Source organism: Methylocella silvestris BL2 (assembly GCF_000021745.1).
Taxonomy (GTDB): domain Bacteria; phylum Pseudomonadota; class Alphaproteobacteria; order Rhizobiales; family Beijerinckiaceae; genus Methylocapsa; species Methylocapsa silvestris.
Genome location: NC_011666.1, coordinates 2,215,685 through 2,239,496, shown reverse-complemented (window position 1 = coordinate 2,239,496; position 23,812 = coordinate 2,215,685). Strand labels below are relative to the sequence as shown.

Genomic DNA, 23,812 nt, shown 5'->3' with positions numbered 1-23,812 from the left:
AGGCTGGCCTCGCGGCGATGCGGGAGGCTGAAGCGCGGTGTCGGACCGACTGGACTGGGACAAGGACGGCGCCGACTGGCCGAACCGTGCGACGAGCCGCTTCGTCACGGCCGGAGAGTTGCGCTGGCACGTGCAAATAATGGGCGATGGCCCTGTTCTGCTGCTGTTGCATGGCGCGGGCTCCTCGACGCATTCGTGGCGCGATCTCGCGCCTTTGCTGGCGCGCCGTTTTACGATCGTCGCGCCCGACCTTCCCGGCCATGGCTTCACGCAGGCGCCTCGCCCGCGCGACATGTCGACGGACGGCATGGCCAAAGCGGTCTCGTCCCTTGTCGCCGCGCTGGACGTGGACCCAACATATGCCGCCGGCCATTCGGCGGGGGCGGCGATCCTGTGCCGCATGCGCCTTGAGCGCGCGATCGAGCCGCGGCTCCTGTTCAGCCTCAATGGCGCGCTGCTGCCGTTCGACGGCTTTGCCGGCCGGGTGTTTTCGCCGCTGGCGAAAATGATGTTCAAAAACACGCTCATTCCAGCGCCAAGACTTTTCGCGTGGCTGGCGTCGGACCGGAGCTCGGTGGAGCGCACGCTCAGAAACGTCGGCGCCCATCTCGACAGGCGCGGCGTCGAGTTCTACGCACGTCTGTTCCGTAATGCCGGCCACGTCGGCGCGACGCTCGGCATGATGGCGCATTGGGATCTCAAAAGCTTGCGGCGCGACCTGCCGCGGCTCGACTCCCACCTCGTGCTTGTCGCGACTGAGGATGATCGCGCGATACCGGTCAGGGACGCCCACGCCGCCGCCGGCCTCGTTCCGGGATCGCGCAAGATCATCCTGCGCCGCGGCGGTCATCTTCTGCATGAGGAGCGTCCGGAAGAAGCGTTCGACCTCATCGTGGCGGCGATCGAACAGTATCAGGCCGGGTCAGCGTCGCTAGCTCCTTCCGTTTTCCCGCCTGCGCCACCAGCGCGCCACGTCGGCGGCGTGGGCAAGTCCGCCCGCGGCCAGAAAAATCCCCATCCAGCCCCACCACAGGCCGGACAGGGAGGCGCGCAGTGCGAGGATCAGGCAAAAGCCGGACAGGAGGTTCAACAGGAAGCCCCCGCCGCCGGCCCGCCGGTACAGAAGAAAAAACGCCGCCTCGCCCGCCATCAGGATCAGGATCAGATCGGCGAGGCGCCCGCTCGAAAATAAATCGGCCATATGGCGTCCTATGAGACATGCGCGGCGCCGGCGCCGTTAAGCATGACGACCGCAAGGTTAAGCGCCGCTGCGAAACTGACCCAAGCCAGATAGGGCGTGAGCAACAGGCTCGCGGCCTGCGTCCGCCGCCAGAAAAACACGATCAGCATCAGGATCGAAAGCCACAGCAACGCTACTTCGAGAAGCGCCCAATCCGGACGTTGAAGCCGGAAAAAGAACACGCTCCACATGATGTTGAGGAAGCCGTTGAGGGCGAAGAGGCCGAGAACCCAGTGGCGGTTTTCGCGCCCGCCCGCGCCCTGCCACGCCTTCGCGGCGGCGAGCGTGACGAGAATGAAAATCACCGTCCAGGCCGGACCGAACAGCCAGTCCGGCGGTTGCCAGGAGGGCTTGCGCAGGCTGTGATACCAGGGCCCGATGTCGGTGATTGTGCCGCCGATAAAAAGAACAAGCGCGCCGGCAAGGCCCGCGACGAGGACCGGCTTCCAGCGCGGGAAACCCGCCGACGATTGGCCAAGAGGCTCGCTCATCTGTTGGTCCGCGTCTCGCCCCACTGTCCAGCTCATGCGCGCGCCAGGCCGAACAAATGGGCGAGATCCTTGAAGAAGATGCGCACATGCGCCATCGGGTCGGCGCGCCTCAGCTGCTTGTTCATATAGGCGTCGAATGTCAGCCTTTGAACGTCGCGATCCTCGCAGATCTTGACGAAGCTTTCGCGCCTCTTATCGCTGCCGTACCAGAAATATTGCATGATTCCCAAAATCCAAAACACTCGTCCGTGCTCTTTCATGAAGCGGCTGCGGGCGCGTTTCAGCGCCCGCGCGTCGCCCGTCGCCAGAAGCGCTTCGACCGCCTCGGCGGCGTAGCGTCCGCCGACCATGGCGTAGTAGATGCCCTCGCCCGAGGCCGGTGCGACGACGCCTGCGGCGTCTCCGGCAAGAACCACGTCGCGGCCATTGTCCCAGCGGCGCAGCGGACGCAGCGGAATGGGGGCGCCTTCCCGGCGCAGCGTCTCGGCGCCTCCAAGCCCTGTCGCCTGCCGCAGCGTTTTCACGGCATCCTTGAGCGAAAGGCCCTTGCGCGCCGTTCCGGTTCCGACGCTGGCGGTGGCGCCATGCGGAAAAATCCAGGAATAGAAATCCGGGGAGATCGCGCCGCGATAGATGACGTCGCAGCGCGCCGCATCGTAATCCTCGCTCCGCTTCTCCGGAGAGCGGATGATCTCGTGATAGGCGAACACATATTTCGGCTGGCCGGCGTGCGGAACCGCCTGCCGCGCGACGAGCGAGAGGGCGCCGTCCGCGCCGATCACGCTTTGCGCCCGCACGCGCTCGAAGGTCTCGGCGCCCTTCGCGTCACGCGTGCGAAATTGAACAATGGCGACGTCGTCCTCGCCGCGCGAAAAGCGCTCGAACGCGCCCGTGCGCCGCAGGGCGCCCGCGGCTTCGGCGCGCGCGCGCAGCCATTCGTCAAAGACTTCGCGATCGATCATGCCGACATAGCCGCCTTCGATCGGCATATCGACGCGCTTGCCGGAAGGCGACACCATGCGCGCGCAATTGATGCGGGCGACGAGAAGGTGAGCTGGAATGTCAAAATCGCGCATGAGGCGCGGCGGGATCGCGCCGCCGCAGGGCTTGATGCGGCCGGCCCGGTCGAGCAGCAGAACCTTGCGCCCGGCGCAGGCGAGATCATGCGCGGCGGTAGCGCCTGAAGGGCCGCCTCCGACCACGACGACGTCAAAGGTTTCAAGCTCTTTCATCATGCTCACCGTTGATTGACGGCCCTCGGCGCCGCGCCAGAAAGAGTCCGAAAGGAATTGAAGCCGGACGCCTTCGTTTTTTGTCCCGGCGCGTTCGCCTGCAAGCTCGCGGCGATTGCGGCGGCGAACAGGAACAAGACGGCCTCCGCTGCGAAAACCAGCGCATAGGCTGATCCCTGCGAGGCGAATATGGCGCGGAAAAAATCGCTCGCGCCCGCGCTGCACAGTCCGCCGAGCCCGAACGCAAGTCCCTGCGCGGCGCCCCAAAGCCCCATGCGGACGCCCTCGCGACCGGGACGTCCGAGTCCGGCGAGACTCATCATCGAACCGATCGCGGCGATCGAAAAAGCGCCGTTGGCCATGCCAAGCGCGAAGGCCGAGGTCCGCAGAGGCCAGTCTCCGCCGGAAAGAGCGGCGAAGACGAGGGAGATCAGCGCGAGCGCCGATCCGATGCAGCCGCCAATCGACCATCCGCGTAGCGATTGCAGCCGCTTTCCGGCAAATCCGCTTCCTGCCAGCGCCACAAGGATCATGCCAGCGAGCACGCCGCCATGCAGCACGCCTGAGAGCTTTGTCGAGGCGCCTGGCGAATAGCCGAATATTGCGCCGGAGAACGGATCGAGGATCAATTCTTCCGCGCTATAGGCGAGCATCGAGACGAAAATGAAGATAGTGAAGCGAGGTGCTTCTGCTTCGGACCACACATCCGCGAGGGCGTGGTGGAACGGCATCGCGGGCGGCTTGCTCTCAACGAACCGTCCTGTAAAGGGCCTCCGGGGCGGCTCGATCCGCCACATGGCGAGCGCGCTGACGATGATCGCCGCCGCAGCGACGCAAGAGGCAGCGGCGAGGAGCCGCTCCGGCGTATAGGGATCGAGCCAATGTCCGACGCTGACGGTCGTGACGACGAAGCCGAAAATCATCATGATCCAGACGATAGTCGCCGCCGCCGCGCGGCGCTCCGGCGCGGTCTCCGCCGCCAGCAGCGCCAGGAGGGAGGTGCCGGCGGCGCCGACGCCGACGCCGATCAAGGCAAAGCAGATGACTGCGAGCGCCGCGCCGAGGACAAGATTGATCGCCATCAGCCAGATGGCGAGCGCGGCGCCGACGCAGCCAAGAGCAAGCAGACCGACGCCTCCGACAATCCACGGCGTGCGCCTGCCGCCAAGGTCCGAGCCATACCCCCAGCGCGGCCGCAGCGCCTGCAATGCATAATGCAAAGCCACAAGCGCGCCGGGCAGCATCGCGGGCAAGGCGAGTTCGACCACCATCACGCGGTTCATGGTCGAGGTCGTCAGTACCACGAGGGCGCCGAGGGAGGCCTGCACGAGGCCAAGCCGCATGATCTTGAGCCAGCCAAGCCCCGCGTTCATTATGCGCCTCCGGCCAGAATGGAGCGCAAGGCGAAGGCGCTGACAAGCATGCCGAGAACATAAAGCGTGACGCCGGTCCCATTGTACCAGGGCGCCCTCGCGCGGGGATTTTCAAGCAGCCGCGGCATCAGCAGGCATTGAGCAATCAGCGCCAGCAGGATGATGATGGCGTGGACCGGGCACCCCCAAAGCGTCAACAGGGCGACGACGAAGATCTGCGGGATCGCCATGAAAATACAGGCGACGCGGGCCGCCCGCTCGACGCCGAGGAGCGCAGGCAGCGAACCGATTCCCATCCGGCGGTCGCCCTCGACGGATTTGAAATCATTCAGCGTCATGATGCCATGCGCGCCGGCGCTGTAGAGAAAGGCGATGATGAAAATCCGCCAGTCCGGCAAGGCGCCGTCGGCCATGACCGCGGCGCCCGTGACCCAGGCGAGGCCCTCATAGCAGAGCGCGCAGGCGCTATTGCCGAACCAGCCATTCTGCTTCAGCCGCAGCGGCGGAGCGCTATAGGCCCAGGCGAGCGCAAGCCCAAGCGCGGCGGCGACGAAAACCCAAACCCCGATCAGCGCGGCGACGAACAGAGAAAGAAGGGTCCAGCCGCAGGCGATGCCGAGGCCCCAACGCCCCGGCACGCGTCCTGACGGGATCGGACGGCCAGGTTCGTTGATGGCGTCGACATGTCTGTCGAACCAATCATTGACAGCCTGGCTGGTCGCGCACACAAGCGGTCCCGCTAGCACGATCCCGGAGAGGATCACGCCAATTCTGGCGCCGACCGGGCCAGGCTGCGAGGCGACCCCGCAACCAAACGCCCACATGGGCGGGAACCAGGTGACGGGCTTCAGCAGTTCAAGCACCGCCCCGGGGCGAGGCAGAGCTGTTGCGGCGCTGGCTTCGTCGCCATGTGGCAGTTCGATGGTCATACGGTCCGCCGTTTAGTTTGCGCTGGAGCGCGACGCCTAAATGTTGCAGACTTCTTGCGACCAACATCATGCGTCAAAATAAAGGTTCGAAGAGTAGGGTTACTTGCCGACGACTGCCAGTTCCGGAAAGTCCTTGATCATGCTCGCCCCGTTGAGCGGTTTGCTCTCGCCCTGATGGCAGGTGGCGCAATTGATTTTAGGAACGTCGCCGCCAGCGCCGAGCCGCTCCGGCGGAAAACTCGCCTTCAGCGGCTCCAGGAAATTGTGGTTGAGATCGCGCACCATCCTGATGCCGTACCAGGCGGTGGCGCGCTGCGGCGTGCTCTGATCCCAGGCGAAGAAAGAGCGGCTGTTGTGACAGAAGGTGCAATTGACCCCGAGCGCCTTCGAGATATGCATCATCAGCCCGTAGGTTAATTCGGTCTGCTTGATTGAGGGGCGCTCCGGCTTCTGCGGAAGCGCGGTATTGCCGATCACGCGGATCTCTTGAGAGTAGTCGAGAAGCTTCGTGAATGGATCATTCTGCAGCGAGGCTAGACCGATGAAGCTTCCCGGATGATTCTTTGCGTCAGGACTGTAGCCGAAAAAGCCATGAGCTTCCGCGACCGAATTGCTGAACCAGAGATTGGCGGGGACGGGATGTCCGCGATGGCAGGTATAACAGGTGACGCCGACGCCATCGACATGCTTGGTCCAGTCAGCGTTGATATGCTGGGTCATCTGGATCATACGCCGCGCGACGACCTTGGTGTAGAGCTCGTCGGAGGCGAGATTTTCCGGATTGTGGCAGTAGTTGCAGCCCTGTTCCGGCGCGACCCATTGCGTGATCGCCGTCATCAGGCGCATCAGCTCATTGGAGTCGAGATCGCCCAGAACCTTGACGTTCTGATATTCCTTGGAGGACGGTGTTCCGCTTTTTTCCACCGGATCGATCGGATCAGGCAGCTGATTCCTCTCTGCGATTGCGTCGAGAGCTGCCGTCTCATTGATCTGGACCATGCCGAGGCCGCGAAAGCCGGTCTGTTTTACTGTCAGCCGATCCTCCTTGCAGCCGCCAAGGCCGAGCGACAGGCAGATCGTCAACGCAGCAATCGAGAGAAGAGCTGTTGTTTTCATTGCCGCGCCTATTGCGTCAGAGCCGGATCTGGCACGATCGGGAAGATATGCGGATAAGATGGAGCGACGCCGTGCTTGATCGCCCAAAGATACCAATTGTCTACGACCGTGCCGGTGAGCAGAATGCCGATGCCGCCGGTGAGCGGGCATAGGACCGCAAACCACCACGCCCAGCGGTGAATGGACTCCATTGTGGCGTTGAAACCCATGGTCCAGCGCCAGAACAGCGCCGCCCGTTCAGCGGCGGTTCCACGATCGACCGCCTGCTCGATTTCGCGCTCGCCGCCGAAGCGGCTGACCGCGAGGATGGTCGCCGCGTGCATGGCGAACAGCAGCGTCGAACCATAGAGGAATACGATCGAAAGCATGTGGAACGGATTATAGAACAAATTGCCGTAGCGGATGGAAAAGGCTGCGGTCCAGTCTAGGTGCGGGAAGATGCCGAACGGGACGGCTTCCGACCAGCTGCCCATCATCAGCGGACGGATAAAGCCGAGGACGAGGTACAGCCAGATCGCCGCCGCGAAGGCCCAGGCGACATGCGTTCCCATCTTCATTTCGCGCGCCCGCAAATAAATGCGCGCCCACCAGATGAGAATGGAAAGCGTGAGGAAGAATCCGGCGAGAAGCCACCATCCGCCTTCGCTCATCGGCGGAATGTGAATGCCGTATTTGGGCGACGGCGGCTCCAGCGCGAGCCAGGGCAATTGCCGAATGAACTGTATGGGACTCCAGTTCACGGAAGCCCACATGTTGAGGCCGATGATTTCAAAGGCGATGAAGCCGAACAGCAGCGAAATGACGCCGCTGTAGCCAAGATAGATCGGGCCGACCTGCGCGTCGCCGATCTTACCGAGCCAGTAGGACAGGAATGGCTTGCCTTCGCGCGGCAACGCGCCGACCGGAAGGGCCGGTTCGAACTCATGCGCCGTGCGGACCTGAACCTGCGTGAAGATGTTTTGATATTCTGCCATGGCGGCGTTCCTCGCCTGGATCACGATGGTTCTGGCTTACCAGTCAAAAACCATAAATGTGATCGACTCCAAGTATTTAGAGGATGATGTCTGTCCGAAGAATTTGCGACGTCTTGGCGTCATGCTCTATCGCCAAATCGGAAGATTGAGCCACCAGCCCCACCACTCGGGCCAGCCGTGGGTCCAAAGGGGCCCGCTGATTATGATGCAGACGGCGCTCCAGAATCCTGCAGAAAGGGACAGGAAGAGGCCGAGCCGATGAATGCCGATGGTGCCGATCGAATAGCCCATCACGTCGCGAAAAAAGGCATTCTCGATCTCGGGCGTCTTCACCGTCTCGCCGCGACCCGGGTTGATGGCGGACAGGATCACGCCGCCATGCAGCGCGAGCGCGAAAGTCGTCGTGAAGAAAAAGCTGACGGCGATCATATGGGCCGGATTGTAGTGGAAGTGCAGATATTGATAGCCGACGTTCGACACCCAATCGAGATGGCTGATGATTCCGTATGGGAAGCCATGACCCCACGCGCCGAGGGCGAGCGGCCGGAACACCACGAGCGTGGCGTAGGCGAAAATCGCCACCGAGAATGCGAAGGGAACGTGAAGACCGATGCCGAGCTTGCGGCATATCTCGACCTCTCGCAGTCCCCATGAGATGAAGGCGCCGAGCGCACACATCGTTATGATTTGCCAGAGGCCGCCTTCCTTGAGCGGCGCCAAGGCCAGCCCGTAGGAAAGGTCCGGCGGCGCGATGCTGATCTGCCAGATGTTCCATGTCGGTCCGAGCGACGCGCCATAAATGATGAGCGCGGTCCCGATCGTCGCAAAGAAGATCGTCGTTACGCCGAAAAAGCCGACGAAGAACGGCCCGACCCAAAAGTCGAACAGATCGCCGCCGATCAGCGTGCCGCCACGAACCCGATATTTCTTTTCGAAATTCAACATCGCCATCGGCGGAGCCTCCTCAACGAAAGGCGGGCGCGGCGCGACAAGCCGCGCGTCGGCAGAGAGGGGGTGACGGGCAGGTCTGAACGGCCTGCCCATTGGCGTTTAGCGTGCGGTCCCGTCAGCCGAATCTGACGAAATCGAGAGCCGGCGCGGGCGGCGCGATCAATTCGCTCGCCTTCACCCGCGAGACGCGTGGACCTTCGAGCCAGTTGAAGCGGTCGGTGCTGAGCAAAATGAAGTGAATCAGAATCGCCAGTCCGAACAGGAAGACGAACAGTCCGATCAGCGCCCTGCGCGGATCGAATACGAGCCAGATTTTGTACAGTTCCATGACCCCCTCCTAGACGATATGCGGGATGACGCTCATCGCAACGTCCCTTGCGCTGTCGATGAGCGACGAATAGCCGTTCGGGCCGGGGATCCAGGGGCGCCACATCCATACTAGAATGTGCGCGACGATCGCGATTCCGGTAAAAATCAAGAAGCTCGTTACGAAGAGTTTGTGAAACTCCTTCGCCTCTGAATCGCTGAGCCCCGATAGCGAGCTCCGCCCGTCGATGTCGTTAATCATATTATCTTCTCCATTGCAGCGGCTTTCGCCATTGCCGCGCCTTTCCCGCGCGGCGGGGATTTATGCGCGCCGCGGCGCGGCGTCGAAAAGGTCTCTCCCTTACTCCAGGAAGGCGAACGCTGTCAGCGCCTCCGCCTTGTCAACGACATGATCGAGGAATGGCTTGCGGGCGCCATCCGGCTGCGGCAGAAGCCGCCATTGCCGGGGAAGGATGATGTCGAAGGCGGCGCCGATCAAACAGACGACCAAAATCGGCGTGAACAGGCGGTTGAAGCCGCTGCGCCGCCTTTGCGCGAAAACCGGCCCGTGATGTGAAGGCGCCCCGAGACTCATGTCGTCATCCTCCTGCCAATGGATGCAGCCCGAACGCCTCGTTGAGGGGCGTAAGGCTGTCGTCTGACGCCTTCATGCCGCCCTCCCTTGCGCGATCTGATCGCGCGCGCGGCTAACGCGCTCGGCCGTTACGCTTGCTTCTCCGGCCGAGCGGGCCTCCTGTTCGGCGCGGTCGCGCAGGCGCTTTGCCGCCGAGATGCGCACGAGAACCGGCTCGGCTTCGACATATTGTTCGAGAAGGCGATGCGCCGCCTCGTCCCAGGGCGTCGACGCCGCGAGTCCAAGGCGGGCCGGCGTCGCCTCGACTCGGTCCATGTCGGCGGCGAGCGGGATGATATTGAACAGCGCGTCGAACAGCGCGTTGCATACCTCCTGGACGATGTAGGTCGCCCCGCCATAGCCCATGAAAGGCGTGCCGGTATGGCGACGGATGATCGCGCCGGGGAACGACGCCGGGATGTAGATCGCGCGGGCGCCGGTCTCGGCGAGATACATGCGTTCATTGAAGCTGCCGAATACGATCAGCGGCGCCTTCTTGCCGATGGCCTCGCGCACCGCCGCGTTGTCGGGCTTTACGCCGGCCCTGCGGCACATCGAGAAGGCGCAGGGCAGTCCCATTTCCTCTTCAAGAAAATGACGAACGCCCCGCGCATAGGTTTCATTGGCGACGATTGCGAAGCTCGCGGTCGCGAAGAAATCCTGCGTGACCGAGCGCCACAAATCCCACAGCGGCTTGATCGTCGTGTGCTTCTCGCGGTCAATGAAAGGTTCAGGGTCGAGCTCAAGCAGTCCGCCGAGCGTGCGTAGAAAGCTGGTCGTGGAATGCAGCCCGATCGGAGCCTGCAGATAGGGCCGCTCAAGCCCCTCGCAGAGCAGCCGTCCGAATTCGCGGTAGAGGCATATATTGGCGTCGGCGTCGGCTAGCCTCGCCACATCGGCGAGATGGCTGCCGAGGGGGAAGATCATGTTGATTTCGGCGCCTATGCCGTCGACCAGCCGGCGGATTTCGGCAAGATCGCTCGGGCTGTTGAACACGCCATAGCACGGCCCGATGATGTTGACGCGAGGCTTTTGGTCGGGTTTGCGCGGTTTTAGTTGCGGGACTTTCTTCGGACCATACTCCGTCCACAGCCAGTTCATGGCGCGGTCGGCGCATTGCCACTGATCTTCATCGATCGTGCGCGGCAGAAAGCGTTGGATGTTGGCGCCTTCCGGCGTGACGCCGCCGCCGATCATCTCGGCGATGGAGCCGGTGACGACGACGCTGGGCAGACCCGGATCAAGCGTGCGATGGGCGCGCTTCATGGCGCCTTCCGTCCCGGTCTGACCGAGCTCATCCTCGCTGAGGCCCGTGACGACGATCGGTAATTCATGCGGCGGAAGGGCGTCAGTGTAATGCAAAACCGACGTAACCGGCAGGTTTTCGCAGCCGACGGGACCGTCGATGATGACTTGCAGCCCCTTGATGGCGCTGAACACATAGACGGCGCCCCAATAGCCGCCGGCGCGATCATGATCCAGAACGAGCATTATTTGATATCCTCGCCCTGACGCGCCTTGGCGTTCGCCTCGACGCGGCGCTTGTAGAGCGCGCGAAATTCCGGCCGGTCCGTCGGCTTCTTCTCCCATACGCCCGCGGCAAAGCCTTCGCCGACATCCTCGAAAAATTCGCGCATGGCGTCGAAGCGCGGCTTGGCCGCGAGCGAAGCGTTGACGACCTCGGCGAGCGAGCCCGCCCCTGCCGGCCCCATCAGCGGCCGCGCCGAAATGAGATTGGTGAAATAGAGCGCGGGCGTGCCGCCCTGCTTGGCCTTCTGCACCACCGGCGTCGTGCCGATCGCAAGGTCCGGTTGATATTCGGCGAGCGCGGCGAGGTCGTGCTCCAGCGAGGCGCGGAACTGAACTTTGACGCCCTTGGCCTCAAGCCATTGCCGGTCCTGCTCCGACCAGGGCGTCAGCGGACACGCCGTCCCGACATAGCGGACATCGGCGCCGCTCTCCACGAGCAACCGTCCGACGAGAAGCTCGGAACCCTCATAGCCCGAAAGCGTAATGCGCCCCTTGACCGGCCTTGCGGCGAGCGCGGCCCGGATGATCGGTAGCAGCCGGTTGTTGGCGGCGTCGATCTTTGCGCGCGGGACGCCGCAGGCCTCGCCGATGGCGTTTAGCCAGCTTTCCGTTCCTTCGCTGCCCACTGGGGCAGAGCCTACGATCTTGCGGCTGGCGGCCTCGAATTCGCGGATCGAAGCGCGATAAAAGGGATGAATGGCGGCGACCGCAGCGCAGTCATAGGCGGCGTAGAGCTCGCGCCATTCGCGCGTCGGAACGGCAGGACCGGCGGCAAGGCCGAGCGGCTCCAGCATCATGCCGATCTGTACGGGATCGGCGGGGAACAGTTCACCGAGAAGCGTTATCGTCGGCCGCTCGCTGCGGCCGGCGCGCGGCGCCTGTACGGCGCCCTGTTCCGCCTCCACGCGGGCGTAGCGCAGCATGGCCGCGGCGAGAACGTCCTTGGCTTCGGCGTGGGTCGGAACGCCGAATCCCGGCACGTCAATCCCGATGATGCGAACGCCATTGATTTCCTTCGGCAGGATCTGCAGGGGCACGCCGGAGGCGGTCGGAACGCACAGATTAATGATCACGATGGCGTCGTAGAGTTGGGGATCGGCGAGGCCAAACACAGCGCCGCGAATGTCTTCGAACAGCTTTCCCGTGACAAGCGATTCCGAGTTGAACGGCACGTAGCCGACCGTGCGCCGCGCACCGTAAAAATGCGAGGTGAAGGTCAGTCCGTAGACGCAACAAGCCGAGCCGCTGAGCACGGTGGCGGTGCGGCGCATGCGCAGCCCGACGCGCAGCGAGCCAAACGCCGGGCACATGCTTTGCGGCTGGTCGTGCGGGCCGGCCGGATAGTCGGCCGCGTAGCGATCCAGCGTCTCGCTCTTGCCCGCCGCCGCGGCGGCGCGGCGCATCTCCCCGGCGCCCGCGTGGCAACCGAGGCCATCGCCATGCGCGACGGGCGCCCCGGCTTCGAGCGCGGTCTTGTCGGAGGGAAGGAGCGTCTTGTTCATTGCGGCTCGCTGCGCGGAATTTTGGGGCGGCTTGCGGGTTTATCGTCAAACGGCGTCGTAGATGATTTCGAGCGATTTCTTCTCAAGGCGGGCCGCGCCCATCATGTCGGTCGCGCTCGCCGACTGGAGCACGACGCCCCTGCCGACGGCGTCGCCGGAGAACAATTCGAGCAGCCCGTCCTGCGTCAGTGGCGACGGCCGCACTGGCGGCGCCTCGGCGATGTTGCGGGCGAGCTCTTCGAACACGGACGCCCATTGTCCGCCAGGCCGGCCAATGATCTCGTAGCTGGCGCTCTTCCGCCGGATGTCGTCGTCGGCCGGGATCGAGGCCAGAACCGGAATGCCGACGGATTTTGCGAAAGCCTGCGCCTCTCCGGTATGGTCGTCCTTGTTGATGACGAGGCCGGCGACGCCGACATTGCCTCCGAGCCTGCGGAAATAATCGACGGCGGAACAAACATTATTAGCGACATATAATGACTGCAGATCGTTCGATCCGACGACGATCACTTTCTGACACATGTCGCGCGCGATCGGCAGGCCGAAGCCGCCGCAGACCACGTCGCCGAGGAAATCGAGCAGCACATAGTCGAAATCCCATTCGTGGAAGCCGAGCTTTTCAAGTAGCTCGAAGCCGTGAATGATGCCGCGGCCGCCGCAGCCGCGGCCGACTTCCGGGCCGCCGAGCTCCATCGCGAACACGCCGTCGCGCTTGAAGCAGACATCGCCGATCTCGACCTGCGCGCCCGCAAGTTTCTTGCGGCTCGAGGTTTCAAGGATTGTCGGGCAGGCCTTGCCGCCGAAAAGGAGAGAGGTGGTGTCGCTTTTGGGATCGCAGCCAATGAGCAGCACTTTCTTGCCCTGCTGCGCCATCATGTAGGAGAGATTGGCGAGGGTGAAGCTCTTGCCGATGCCGCCCTTGCCGTAGATGGCGATGATCTGTGTCGCTTTCGTCGGCGCGGCGGCGGGCGCGGCTTCCGCTTCAAGCGCGGCTTCCGCTTCAAGCGCGGCCTCGGCGCGAAGCTTCAGCGCCATATCCTCAATGGGACGCGCCTCGACGCGCCCTGCGGGAGAAGCCTCGGCCGGGCGAGCGTTCATGAATGTTGTCTCCAGTCCAGGACCATTTTGAGGCAGGAGGGATCGCCGAAAGCCGTCCGGTAGGCTTCACCCGCATTGTCGGGGGCACGGCGATGGGTGATGAGGCCGCCAAGATCGAGCGCGCCGGATTCAGCCAGAGAGCGGACCGCGCAAAGATCGGCCGGCAGCCATTGCGCGGCGACCCGGATGCGCGCCTCCCGCATGAAGGCGGGCGGAAAGGCGAATGATAGCGGAGCCTCATAAAAGCCCGCGAGAATGATCTCGCCGCCGGGGGCGAGCCTCGCGATCAGGCTGTCCAGAATCGCGGGATCTCCGCTAACGTCGCAGATGCATTGATAGTCGCGACGATCGTCATCGGCCGGATCGAGCACGCTGTAACCGCACGCTCCGTCGCGCCGGGCAGGGTTGGTTTCGTACACGGTCGGCGGCGGCATGGCGCCCGCGGCGAGCGCAAGACGAGCCATGATACGCCCCAGCGCGCCATGTCCGATGATGAGGTCCGGCTGTTCGGCGCCGTCGCCAGACGCCGTGGCGTGATAGGCGGTCGCCGCCAGAGCGAGCAGCACGCCGCGCTCGCCGAGCGCCTCTCCGATCGGCGTCGCGCGCTTGCCCGGGAGAACCACCCGCGCGGCTGCGCCGCCGAACAGGCCGCGCACAGACCCGAAGCAGCGCGCGCCCGGCACGAAGACGCGGGCTCCGGCCGTGGCGCCCGAGCGAGGGCCCGCCGCGACGACGCGCCCGACGGATTCATATCCGGGCACGAGAGGGTAGCCCATGCCGGGAAATTCAGGCATGCGGCCGGTGTAGAGCAGCCGTTCGGTGCCGGTGCTGATCCCGCTCCATTCAATGTCGACGACGACATCCTCCTCGCCAGGCTCGGCGATATCGAGCCGCCCGAGGACGAGATGTTCCGGCTCTTCGAGAATGACCGCGAGAGTATCCATGCGGAGCCCCACTTGCGCCGGGCTCTGGCCCGGAACAAATGTAAGTTTAAAATGACAATCCAGATTGTCAATCATTCTTTACACATCCTCTAATGCGAGGCAGATATCAGGCTCGTCATCAAAGGCCGGCGCGTTGCGATCCGGCGGATGCGACGAAATCCCGCCGAGCGCAGAAGCCGCGCGATCTCCGCCGGCGTGCGCGGCCTTCCGCCGCCCATCGCGAGGAAAAAGAAACTGAAATAGGCGTCGGCTGCGCGCGCGGCGCCGGGCGTTCCCGACATCGGCTCGGCAATCAGCAGCGTGCCGTCCGGCGGCAACACCGCGGCGATGTTGCGAAGCAGTTTGAGCGTGGCTTCATCCTCATGATCGTGAATGATTCGGACCAGCGTCACCAGGTCGGCGCCTTGCGGCAGTGGGCCTTCCAGAAAATCGCCGCCGATAGTTTCGACGCGGCGCCCGAGGCCGGCCGCCTCCAAACGGTCTTTCGCACGCGCCGACACGGCCGGCAGATCGAACAGGGTAAAGCGCAGATTGGTTTTTACGCGCGCGGCGATCGCGCAGATAAAGGCGCCCTCGCCGCCGCCGATATCGAGCAGACGCCGATGCCGCTCGAACGGCCACGCCGCAGCGATGTCCGGCGCGATGAAGGATTGCGAGGCCGACATCAGCGCGCTATAGGCGCCAACCTCTTCGGCCGGCAGATCGCCCGGCCGCGCCGCCCGCGCATAGGGCCAGAAACGCGCTATCTCGCCGGCCGGACGCTGGTTCCGCAGCAAGGCGACGGGGTCGGCGAGATCGGCATACAGCATGGCGTTATGTTCGATCATCTCGGCGACGCCGGGATTTCCACGCAGCGCTGCGCCGGTGACGCCGAGACCATATCGGCCGCCGCTGCGTTTTGACGCGAGCCCCAATGCGACGGCCGCATTCAGCAGGCGCAGGGTTGCGTCGGGCGACAGAGAAAGCTGCGCCGCCAGGACGCTTGCGGTCTGCGGACCGGCGGCGAGGCGTTCGAGGAGGCCGACGCGCATCGACGCCAGCAGGATCTGGGTGTAGACGAATCCCGAGCACAGATCGAACAGGGCGCCGGCGCGATCGCGCACGATCGGACGGGTCGGTGGAAAGGCACTCATCCAGTCATGGAAGCGGGGATTGCCGAGCAGGCGATCGCGCAGAGCAAAGATGCGGTCAACAAAACTGCTCGCCTGCTCATCAGCGCTCACGCTCCGGTGCGCATATGGCGGCGTCTCAATCCGCGTACCGAGTTTTGGCGCATGCAACTTCATGTGAGCCCCGCAAAGCGCGCGGCGCGGCCTCAGGCGGCGCGCCGCAGCAGCTCTTCCGGCAGCACGCGCAGGGTCTCGATCAACACTTGCGCCTTGAGCCAGTCGGCGCCGGGGCAGGCCGGGATGGAATCCACCGCCTCGCGCGTCAATCGTTTCAACAGCGCCACCGCGCGGTCGACGCCGAGCTCCAGAGCCGCGCTCGGCCGTCCCAGCGCGGCGTCGCGCCCGACGGGCTTGCCGATCGCCTCCGGCGAGGAGGCCACATCGCGGATGTCGTCGGCGATCTGATAGGCCTCGCCCAATCCCTCGCCGAGCATGCGCCAAGGCGCGCCATCGGCGCCCGCGGCGAGAGCGCCGGCGACGGTGGCTGCAACAAAGAGCGAGCCGGTTTTCGCGCGCTGATACTGGCTGCGGGCGAGCTGCGGCTCGCTTTCATACCCTTGACCGGCGGCGATGCCGCTCGGCATTCCGGCGGCCCGCGCGATGGTCTGCACGAGGGGCGGCAGCAGATGCGGCCGGTCCATGAAGGCGCGGGCGATGGCCTCGAACGCCATGACGATCATCGCGTCGCCGGCGAGGACGGCCAGCGCTTCGCCGAAGGCGGCGTGAACGGACGGCTTGCCGCGCCGCGTCGGCGCATCGTCGAAACAGGGCAGATCGTCATGCGCCAGCGAGGCGCAGTGCAACAGCTCGATCGCGCCCGCAGCGGCGGCGCTGGCGCCAAGATTTTGCGCGCCGCAGGCGGCGGAGACAGCAAGGCACAGGCGCGGACGGATCCGGGCGCCGCCGGGGAAAATGGCGTAACGGATCGCGGCGGCGAGGCGAGGCGGCGCGTCGTCGGAAGCGGCGAGAGCGGCCGCTGTCTCCAGCGCCGATTCGATGTGCATGATGGCGTCCATTTTGGAGCTCCTGCGGCGTTTCCCGATCGTAAGTTTATATTGTCATTTTTATGTGTCAATTTATATTGACACCAGAACGGGCCCGGGCAACGCAATCGCCGCTAGGGATCGACGCCATGGGCGAAAAAATCATCGTGATCGGAGCCGGGATCGGCGGCCTTTCCGCCGCCGCCGATCTCGCGGCGCGTGGTTGCGAGGTCATCGTCCTCGAAAAGGCCGACGCGCCGGGCGGAAAAATCCGCACCGTAGAGGTCGATGGCGCACACATCGACGCCGGCCCGACGCTGTTCACGATGCGCTGGGTGTTCGACGAACTGTTCACCAGCGCCGGCGATTGCTTCGCCGAACATGTGACGCTGAAAAATGCCGAGATCATCGCCCGGCACGCCTGGAGCGCGGACGAGCGGCTCGACCTGTTCGCCGACATGACCCGGTCGGTCGAAGCGATCGGCGCCTTCGCCGGCGCGGCGGAAGCGCGCCGCTATGGCGCCTTTTGCGCCGAGTCGCAGCGCATCTATGCGACGCTGGAAAAAGACTTCATCCGGGCGCAGCGGCCGAGCCCCGCGGGCCTTGTCGGACGCGCCGGGCTTTCGGGCCTTGGCGATCTAGCGGGCATCCATCCCTTTGCGACGATGTGGAGCCGGCTCGGCGCCTATTTCCACGATCCTCGCCTCAGGCAATTGTTCGGGCGCTACGCAACCTATTGCGGATCGTCCCCTTTCCTTGCGCCCGCGACCCTAATGCTGATCGCGCATGTCGAGCGCGACGGCGTTTTTCTGGTCGAAGGCGGCATGCATGCGCTGGCCCGCGCCGTGAGCGCGCTTGCCGTTCGGCGCGGCGCGGAATTCCGGTACGGCGCCGAGGCGCGTCGCATTCTGCTCCGGAACGGCTGCGCCGCCGGCGTCGTTCTTTCAACGGGCGAGACGATCGAGGCGAGCGCGGTGATCGTCAACGCCGACGTTGCGGCGCTGGCCTCAGGTCTTTTCGGCGCGGAGGCCGCCGTCGCGGCAACTCCGGCGCCGCGCGCCCAGCGCTCCCTGTCCGCCGTGACATGGATGATGAACGCGCCGGCCGCGGGATTTCCCTTGGTCCGGCACAATGTGTTTTTCTCGATCGATTACGCCGCCGAGTTCGACGCCCTGTTCCGGCGCGGGCGCACGCCGTTCCAGCCGACGGTCTATGTCTGCGCGCAGGACCGCGACGATTGCGGCGCGGGGCCTGGAGGCGAGGGGAATCTTCCCGAGCGGCTGCTCATTCTCATCAATGCGCCGGCGACCGGCGATTCCGATCCATTCGACGCAGCGGAGATTGACCAATGCAGACGCCGCGTTTTTGCGCTCCTCAACCAGTGCGGCCTCGAGATCGGGCATTCCGCGAACTCGACGGCGACAGCGACGCCGCGGGATTTCGACAGGCTGTTTCCGGCAACAGGGGGCGCCCTCTACGGGCGCGCGAGCCATGGATGGATGGCCTCGTTCCAGCGGCCGGGATCACGCTCGAAAATTCCCGGCCTTTATCTGGCGGGCGGCAGCGCGCATCCGGGGCCGGGCGTGCCGATGGCGGCGCTGTCGGGGAGACTGGCCGCGCAAAGCCTGATCGCGGACCGCCTTTCGACGCGCCCGTTCCGCCGGGCGGTTACGCCTGGCGCTACCTTGACGCGATAAGCGACGACGGCCGCTTCTGCCTCGCGATCATCGCCATGATCGGCAGTGTTTTCTCGCCCTATTACGCCTGGTCCGGCCGCAAGGATCCGCTGAATCACTGCGCCTTCAACGTCGCGCTCTATGGCGAGCGCGCCCGCCGCTGGGCGATGACCGAGCGCGGCCGGGAAGACGTCCGCTGCGAGACCTCGCATCTTTCCGTCGGTCCGAGCTCGATGAGTTGGAACGGCGACGCCTTGACCATCGTCATCGATGAAATCGCCGCGCCCTTTCCCAAACGGCTGCGCGGCGTCGTCCGGGTCGCGCCGCGCATGTTCGGCGCCCAATCCTTCATGCTCGACGCCGGCGGGCGTCATCTCTGGCGCCCCATCGCCCCGGCCGCGCGGGTCGAGGTCGAGATGGAGCATCCGCTGCTGCGCTGGAGCGGCGAGGGCTATTTCGACGCCAATTGGGGCGACGCGCCGCTCGAGGACGATTTCTCGCATTGGGACTGGTCGCGCGCAAAGACGGCCGACGGCGCGTTCGTGTTCTATGATGTGCTGCATCGGGACGGCGGGCGGCTCGACCTCGCGCTCGCCATCGACGCCAGCGGGCGGAGTTATCCGATTGGCGCGCTGCCGCGCGTAAAACTTAAGCAAACGCTCTGGCGCATGACGCGCTGGGTACGGAGCGAGGCGCAGGCGGCGGTTTTGCGCACTCTTGAAGATGCTCCGTTTTATGCAAGGTCGCTCGTGTCCGTACGGCTGTCGGGCGAGCCGATGCTCATGGTCCACGAAAGCCTGTCGCTCGATCGCTTCGCCACGAATTGGGTCAAGGCGCTGCTGCCGTTCAAGATGCCGCGCGCGCCATGGGACGTAGGCCCCGGGGCCGATCAGGCGCGGGGATCGTGATCGGATGCAGTCGTTTTCGTTGGCCGCTCCGACGGCACCTCCCGCCCGCCCCGACACAGGCAAGCCAGTTGCCAGAGCCCGAAAGCGACGACGCCGCCAAAGCTCAGCGCCATATCGAGAATGCCGAATATTTTCGGGCTCATTGGGAGGCCTCACGCGGCGCTAGGGCGTAAGAGGCCGCAGCGTCAATATTCGGGATCGAGATCGCCGAGGCTGTGGCGCCGCAGCTTCACATAAAGGCTCTGCCGGCTCATGCCGAGCATGTCGGCGGCCGAGGCGCGGTTGTCGCCGGTCAACTGCAACGCCGCTTTAATCGCGAGTTGTTCGATGATGTCGGTCGATTCGCGCACGATGTCCTTCAGCGACACGCGGCCGACCAGTTGGGTCAATTGCTCGACTGAGCGCGGACCGCTGCCGCCCGCCTGCGGCGGCTGGACGAGGCGGCCGCGCACAGACCGGAAGGTAAAGCCGTAGCAGGCCTGATCCTCATCGGGAGCCGACACGGCGGTGATCTCGATTTCTTCCGAGGTTCCGGAATCGCCGTTGAGCGTCGTTGCAAAATTACGCACGAGCCCGTGCTCGCGCAGATGCGAGGTCAGCACGCTGAAGGCGACGCCCTCGCGTCCCACGAAACGCTCAAGAGATTCAGCGCGCGCCTGGTCCTCGCTCGCCAGGTTCGCCATGTCGAGGAAGGCTGGATTGGCGCTCATGATGCGCCAGTCGGAGCCGGTGACGACAAAGCCGTCCGGCAGTTTTTCGACCATCCGGAGTAGCGTCGATTTGGATTTCGGCAAGGCCTCGGCCGCGTTGTCCGGCCGGGTCGGCGTCAGCCGGACGAGGATATGCGAAAGCGCTTCCTGCCGGAACAGCGTCGCGGAGATGGCGGCTTCGCCGGCGCGGTCGGCAAGCAGCGCGATCGCCTCGTCGGCGCGACCCGCGACCCGGACCGCGGCGATCAGCCCGTTGACGACCGGCGCTGAGCCGGCGTCGAAGAGATCGAGAAAGGATCGGCCGATGGTGCGCCGCGTCGTCCTGTTGATAAGCCGCAGCGCCGCCGGATTGGCCTCGACGATCTTCAGCGTTCCAGCGTCGACGATCAGGACGGCATCGGAAATGACTTCGAACATCAGCCTGTAGCGCGTGTCCGAAAGACGAAGCCTCGAATATTCGCGCTCAAGGGAGAGCTGCGCGTCGTAAAGGCGCTGCTGCAATTTGGCTATCGCGCGCAGATCGCGGCCAAGCGCAACGATTCGGCCTTTCTGGCCAACCTGAAGGGCGCAATAGCGGATCGGCAGATCCTCGGCGGCTCCGGCGGCGACATGATTGACGTGCCGCCACCGCAGGTCTGTCTTCGCGGCGGCGTCGCGCAGAAGCTCTTCGACCTTTGTCTTGCTGTCGCTCGAAACAACATCCGACCAGCGGCGGCCGACCCAATCACGGGTCTGCGGCTCCCCGACAAGGTCGGCGGCGAACGCGGCGTCGCGAATAAGGCCGTCGTTGTCCAGGATGAGCGTGACGTCCGATGCGGCGGTGATCAATTTCGCCGTGTCGAACGCGTTCAATGCTCCGAGAGAGGATTTTGGATCCTTCAACTGACGATGTTGCGTGCGCGCGGCGGCCATGTCCATGTCAGCTATGAGAGCCCCATTTCTGAGGGCCTAAAAGATCCCGGTGCGGCCGGCGCCCGGGACGGACCCGACGAGCCTGTTTGCGATCTGCACAGCCTGCAGCCCATCCGATGAAGCCGCGTCAGCGCCGAGTTCGGCGGCGGTTTCTGGATGATCGCAGAACGGAAGGCCGCCCACCATGATCTTTACGGCCCTGTTGCGGGAGGCTTTTCTGGCCATACTAATAGCCCGCCGCACACGATCCAAATGATCGGTGCAACTTACCGAAATCCCGACAAGATGGAAAGACTCATTGCAGACGATGGCGGCGAGCTCCTGAGGCGCCATCAAGGGCCAGCCGAAGACGTCCCAGCCGGCCCTGCGAAAAAAGTTCGCCGCCATGAAGAGTCCGAAATTGTGCTTCTCCTCGCACAAGGAAACAAGTAGCGCGCGTCGGGCGCCGGCGGGCGGAAAGCTCCGCGATCGCATGAACTCGGCGACGTTCATCATGATCTGGTGGAGCCGGGCGAGGCCGATAGAGACGTCCGTGAAATAGCAGAGGTCTTCGTCAAAAAGATCCCCGAGCCGCCTCGCCGCCGGAGCCAGCAGATCCATATAGATCGTCTCCACGGAGACGCCCTGATCCAGCACGGCCGCGACGCAGGAATAGCCGACAGCGGCGTCCTGCGTCACGACCAGCTCGGCGAAGCGTTCGACGTCAGGCATTTTGATTCGAGAGGGGGGCTCAACCGGCCAAGCACGCGGCGCCTCCTCGCTATGGGCGATCATCAGACGGGGGATGATTTCCGACTCGATGGTGCGCGCGAGCCGCGTTGTCCGAGACCCCTTTCCCGATGACTTCGCCGGCGCAAGCTGGGCCCCACCCGACGCGGCGCTGTTAGGCGCGGAGCTATGCGTTCTGCTTTCGAACAGATCGCCCCATGGGAACAGACCGCGGGGATCGGCGCACTCCCCGGGCGCTGAACAGTCGTCGTGAAGCCTCCGATTGACAGTCGGCATTGCCCCGCTCCCTGACCGTTGGCCGGGAATGAGCCCGACCCGGTTTCCCCCCGGACGGCGGACGCTTATGCGCCCTTATGATCGTGCAATGAGAGAGGGCCGATTGCGGCCTTGTCGTGGTCGTTGATCTCGCATTGCGGGTCTTCGAATGCGCCCAATCCTAAAAAAACATGTTTCGAATGGCTAGGCAATCCCGTGTTCTCGCCATCCAACTCCTGAGGCGGCCTATTGTCAATAAATAATGACGTAATCTTTTGTTGACACTTTTTGAGGCGACGCATAGCCTGTCGAAGTCCAGAATCCGACGAGGATCTCCCTTGCAAGCGCCCAGCGAACGGCCCCGCAACACGGCGTTGATCTACACGGAAGAAGAGCGCGCGCGCCGCGACGCGACCCCCTGGACCCTTGTGCAGGGCGCGCTCGCGCCCATCCAGTTCTTCATATTTCTCGTCAGCGTCGTTCTCGTCCTGCGCTTCATCGCGACGGGGCGGGGCTTTGAGGCCGCCGCCGCCTCGGTCGTGGTCAAGACCCTCGCGCTCTACGCCATCATGATCACCGGCTCGATCTGGGAGAAGGTCGTGTTCGGCCGCTACCTCTTCGCGCCGAGCTTCTTCTGGGAGGACGCGTTCAGCATGATCGTCCTCGCGCTTCACACCGCTTATCTCGCGGCGCTCCTTTTCGGTCTGCTGTCCGATCGCGGAAAAATGTTCCTCGCGCTCGCCGCCTACGCCTCCTATTTCATTAACGCCGGGCAATTTATCCTAAAGCTGCGCGCCGCCCGCAAGGAGCTCGAGCGCGCCGGCGGCCAGCCGGGCGCCGGCGCCTGCGTCGCCATGGACGGCGTGCGATGAACGCCCTGGCGCAGGCCTTTCCGGCCGGCTGCGGAACGGCCCCCGTGCTGCGCGAGCGCGGCCAGCGCGAAGTATTTTGCGGCCTAACCGGCATCGTCTGGCTGCACCGCAAGATCAGCGACGCCTTTTTCCTGGTCGTCGGCTCGCGCACCTGCGCGCATCTCATCCAGTCCGCCGCCGGCGTGATGATTTTCGCCGAGCCGCGTTTTGCGACCGCGATCATCGACGAGCGCGATCTCGCCGGCCTCGCCGACATGCATGAAGAGCTCGACCGCGTCGTTGCGGAGCTGATGCGGCGGCGTCCCGACATCAAGCTGCTGTTCCTCGTCGGCTCATGCCCGTCGGAAGTGATCAAGCTCGACCTTGCCCGCGCGGCGCAGACGCTCAGCCGGAAATTCGCCCCTGGCCTCAGGGTGCTCAACTATTCTGGCAGCGGCATCGAGACGACCTTTACGCAGGGTGAGGACGCCTGCCTTGCGGCGCTGGTCCCCGAGCTGCCGCAGGCCAGCGCCGATGCGCCGCCGTCTCTTCTCATAGCCGGCGCGCTCGCTGATATTGTCGAAGACCAGCTGCGCCGCATTTTTGGCGAGCTTGGCGTCGGCGAAGTTTCTTTCCTGCCGCCGCGCGGCAGCGGCGAACTTCCTGCGGTCGGCCCGAAGACCAGGCTTCTGCTGGCGCAGCCCTTCCTCGCGGCCACAGCCAAGGCGCTCGAAGAGCGCGGCGCGCGGCGCCTGCCCGCGCCTTTTCCGCTCGGCGCGGAGGGAACGGCGGCCTGGATCGCAGAGGCGGCGCAGGCCTTCGGCGTCGATCCCGCGCGCGTCGCGGCGGTAACGGCGCCGCGCCGCAAACGCGCGCAAGAGGCGATGGAGCCATTTCGCCGCGCTCTTGCTGGCAAGAGCGTCTTTTTCTTCCCGGATTCCCAGCTTGAGCCGCCGCTTGCTCGCTTCCTCTCGCGCGAATGCGGCATGCGCCTCATCGAGGTCGGAACGCCCTTCCTGCATCGGCAGCACCTCCAGCCCGAACTGGATCTGCTGCCGGAGGGAACGCTAATCAGCGAAGGCCAGGACGTCGACCGTCAGCTTGACCGCTGCCGGGCGGAGAAACCCGATCTCGTCGTCTGCGGCCTTGGCCTCGCCAATCCACTGGAAGCCGAGGGCATGACCACCAAATGGTCGATCGAGCTTCTCTTCTCGCCAATCCAGGGCTTCGAACAGGCGGCCGATCTCGCCGCGTTGTTCGCCCGCCCGATCGACCGCAGACTTCGGCTGAGGATCTAGG

At 64.6% G+C, this 23,812-nt stretch carries 23 protein-coding genes; 5 read left to right on the top strand and 18 right to left on the bottom strand.

All coding sequences use genetic code 11. From position 1 onward, the window contains the following. Positions 1-37: 37 nt before the first annotated feature. Complete coding sequence (bchO, locus tag MSIL_RS10540; RefSeq protein ID WP_012591075.1) at positions 38-1,192, top strand: alpha/beta fold hydrolase BchO; 1,155 nt, start codon at positions 38-40, stop codon at positions 1,190-1,192. Between the two features lie 17 nt (positions 1,193-1,209). Here the strand turns inward: bchO and MSIL_RS10535 are convergent, their stop codons facing one another. From MSIL_RS10535 to MSIL_RS10460, 16 genes are all read right to left on the bottom strand, one after another. After that, entirely contained in the window at positions 1,210-1,731 is a 522-nt protein-coding gene (locus tag MSIL_RS10535) for a TspO/MBR family protein (protein ID WP_012591074.1), read from the bottom strand. 32 nt (positions 1,732-1,763) lie between these two features. Further along, positions 1,764-2,966, bottom strand: coding sequence for a geranylgeranyl diphosphate reductase (locus MSIL_RS10530; RefSeq protein ID WP_244406108.1), 1,203 nt, complete (start codon positions 2,964-2,966; stop codon positions 1,764-1,766). A gap of 2 nt (positions 2,967-2,968) precedes the next feature. After that, a complete protein-coding gene (locus tag MSIL_RS10525) occupies positions 2,969-4,336 on the bottom strand; it encodes a BCD family MFS transporter (protein ID WP_012591072.1) in 1,368 nt (455 codons plus the stop codon). Then, on the bottom strand, positions 4,336-5,265 hold the full coding sequence (chlG, locus tag MSIL_RS10520; protein ID WP_012591071.1) for a chlorophyll synthase ChlG: 930 nt from the start codon (positions 5,263-5,265) through the stop codon (positions 4,336-4,338). Before chlG ends, MSIL_RS10525 begins: the two co-directional genes overlap by 1 nt. A 99-nt stretch (positions 5,266-5,364) precedes the next feature. After that, positions 5,365-6,381 (bottom strand): photosynthetic reaction center cytochrome PufC, encoded by a 1,017-nt coding sequence (pufC, locus tag MSIL_RS10515; protein ID WP_012591070.1) that lies wholly within the window; start codon positions 6,379-6,381, stop codon positions 5,365-5,367. Positions 6,382-6,389: 8 nt separating this feature from the next. Beyond that, positions 6,390-7,355, bottom strand: coding sequence for a photosynthetic reaction center subunit M (pufM, locus tag MSIL_RS10510; protein ID WP_012591069.1), 966 nt, complete (start codon positions 7,353-7,355; stop codon positions 6,390-6,392). A gap of 126 nt (positions 7,356-7,481) precedes the next feature. Continuing rightward, a complete protein-coding gene (gene pufL / locus MSIL_RS10505; RefSeq protein WP_012591068.1) occupies positions 7,482-8,306 on the bottom strand; it encodes a photosynthetic reaction center subunit L in 825 nt (274 codons plus the stop codon). Positions 8,307-8,421: 115 nt separating this feature from the next. After that, on the bottom strand, positions 8,422-8,628 hold the full coding sequence (gene pufA / locus MSIL_RS10500; RefSeq protein ID WP_041368944.1) for a light-harvesting antenna LH1, alpha subunit: 207 nt from the start codon (positions 8,626-8,628) through the stop codon (positions 8,422-8,424). A gap of 15 nt (positions 8,629-8,643) precedes the next feature. Continuing rightward, the gene (pufB, locus tag MSIL_RS10495; protein WP_012591066.1) at positions 8,644-8,874 is read right to left on the bottom strand and encodes a light-harvesting antenna LH1, beta subunit; all 231 of its coding nucleotides are present in this window, start codon (positions 8,872-8,874) and stop codon (positions 8,644-8,646) included. Positions 8,875-8,973: 99 nt separating this feature from the next. After that, a complete protein-coding gene (locus MSIL_RS10490) occupies positions 8,974-9,207 on the bottom strand; it encodes a hypothetical protein (protein WP_012591065.1) in 234 nt (77 codons plus the stop codon). Positions 9,208-9,279: 72 nt separating this feature from the next. Further along, positions 9,280-10,737 carry a chlorophyllide a reductase subunit Z gene (gene bchZ / locus MSIL_RS10485; protein ID WP_012591064.1) on the bottom strand — a complete coding sequence of 486 codons (1,458 nt, stop codon included), beginning with the start codon at positions 10,735-10,737 and terminating at the stop codon, positions 9,280-9,282. After that, positions 10,737-12,278 carry a chlorophyllide a reductase subunit Y gene (bchY, locus tag MSIL_RS10480; RefSeq protein WP_012591063.1) on the bottom strand — a complete coding sequence of 514 codons (1,542 nt, stop codon included), beginning with the start codon at positions 12,276-12,278 and terminating at the stop codon, positions 10,737-10,739. Before bchY ends, bchZ begins: the two co-directional genes overlap by 1 nt. 45 nt (positions 12,279-12,323) lie before the next feature. Next, positions 12,324-13,313, bottom strand: coding sequence for a chlorophyllide a reductase iron protein subunit X (locus MSIL_RS10475; protein ID WP_012591062.1), 990 nt, complete (start codon positions 13,311-13,313; stop codon positions 12,324-12,326). Between the two features lie 59 nt (positions 13,314-13,372). Further along, positions 13,373-14,320: a chlorophyll synthesis pathway protein BchC gene (bchC, locus tag MSIL_RS10470; RefSeq protein WP_012591061.1), complete on the bottom strand. Its 948-nt coding sequence runs from the start codon at positions 14,318-14,320 to the stop codon at positions 13,373-13,375. Between the two features lie 89 nt (positions 14,321-14,409). Beyond that, on the bottom strand, positions 14,410-15,543 hold the full coding sequence (locus tag MSIL_RS10465) for a methyltransferase (RefSeq protein ID WP_012591060.1): 1,134 nt from the start codon (positions 15,541-15,543) through the stop codon (positions 14,410-14,412). A gap of 92 nt (positions 15,544-15,635) precedes the next feature. Further along, a complete protein-coding gene (locus MSIL_RS10460; RefSeq protein WP_012591059.1) occupies positions 15,636-16,505 on the bottom strand; it encodes a polyprenyl synthetase family protein in 870 nt (289 codons plus the stop codon). Between the two features lie 116 nt (positions 16,506-16,621). On the opposite strand from MSIL_RS10460, the gene crtD reads away from it, so the two are divergent. After that, complete coding sequence (gene crtD / locus MSIL_RS10455) at positions 16,622-18,169, top strand: 1-hydroxycarotenoid 3,4-desaturase CrtD (RefSeq protein ID WP_012591058.1); 1,548 nt, start codon at positions 16,622-16,624, stop codon at positions 18,167-18,169. Between the two features lie 35 nt (positions 18,170-18,204). Beyond that, on the top strand, positions 18,205-19,056 hold the full coding sequence (locus tag MSIL_RS10450) for a carotenoid 1,2-hydratase (RefSeq protein ID WP_012591057.1): 852 nt from the start codon (positions 18,205-18,207) through the stop codon (positions 19,054-19,056). Between the two features lie 185 nt (positions 19,057-19,241). On the opposite strand, the gene ppsR is transcribed toward MSIL_RS10450, so the two are convergent. Together ppsR and MSIL_RS10440 are read right to left on the bottom strand one after the other, a co-directional pair. Continuing rightward, positions 19,242-20,618 (bottom strand): transcriptional regulator PpsR, encoded by a 1,377-nt coding sequence (ppsR, locus tag MSIL_RS10445; protein ID WP_244406106.1) that lies wholly within the window; start codon positions 20,616-20,618, stop codon positions 19,242-19,244. 96 nt (positions 20,619-20,714) lie between these two features. Further along, complete coding sequence (locus MSIL_RS10440; RefSeq protein WP_187148647.1) at positions 20,715-21,389, bottom strand: cobalamin B12-binding domain-containing protein; 675 nt, start codon at positions 21,387-21,389, stop codon at positions 20,715-20,717. A 611-nt stretch (positions 21,390-22,000) separates the two neighbouring features. Here MSIL_RS10440 and bchF point away from each other — a divergent pair. Together bchF and MSIL_RS10430 are read left to right on the top strand one after the other, a co-directional pair. Then, positions 22,001-22,534, top strand: a complete 534-nt coding sequence (gene bchF, locus MSIL_RS10435) for a 2-vinyl bacteriochlorophyllide hydratase (protein WP_012591053.1) — start codon at positions 22,001-22,003, stop codon at positions 22,532-22,534. Beyond that, positions 22,531-23,811, top strand: a complete 1,281-nt coding sequence (locus tag MSIL_RS10430) for a ferredoxin:protochlorophyllide reductase (ATP-dependent) subunit N (protein ID WP_012591052.1) — start codon at positions 22,531-22,533, stop codon at positions 23,809-23,811. The genes bchF and MSIL_RS10430 overlap by 4 nt, the downstream gene beginning before the upstream one ends. Position 23,812 lies beyond the last annotated feature (1 nt).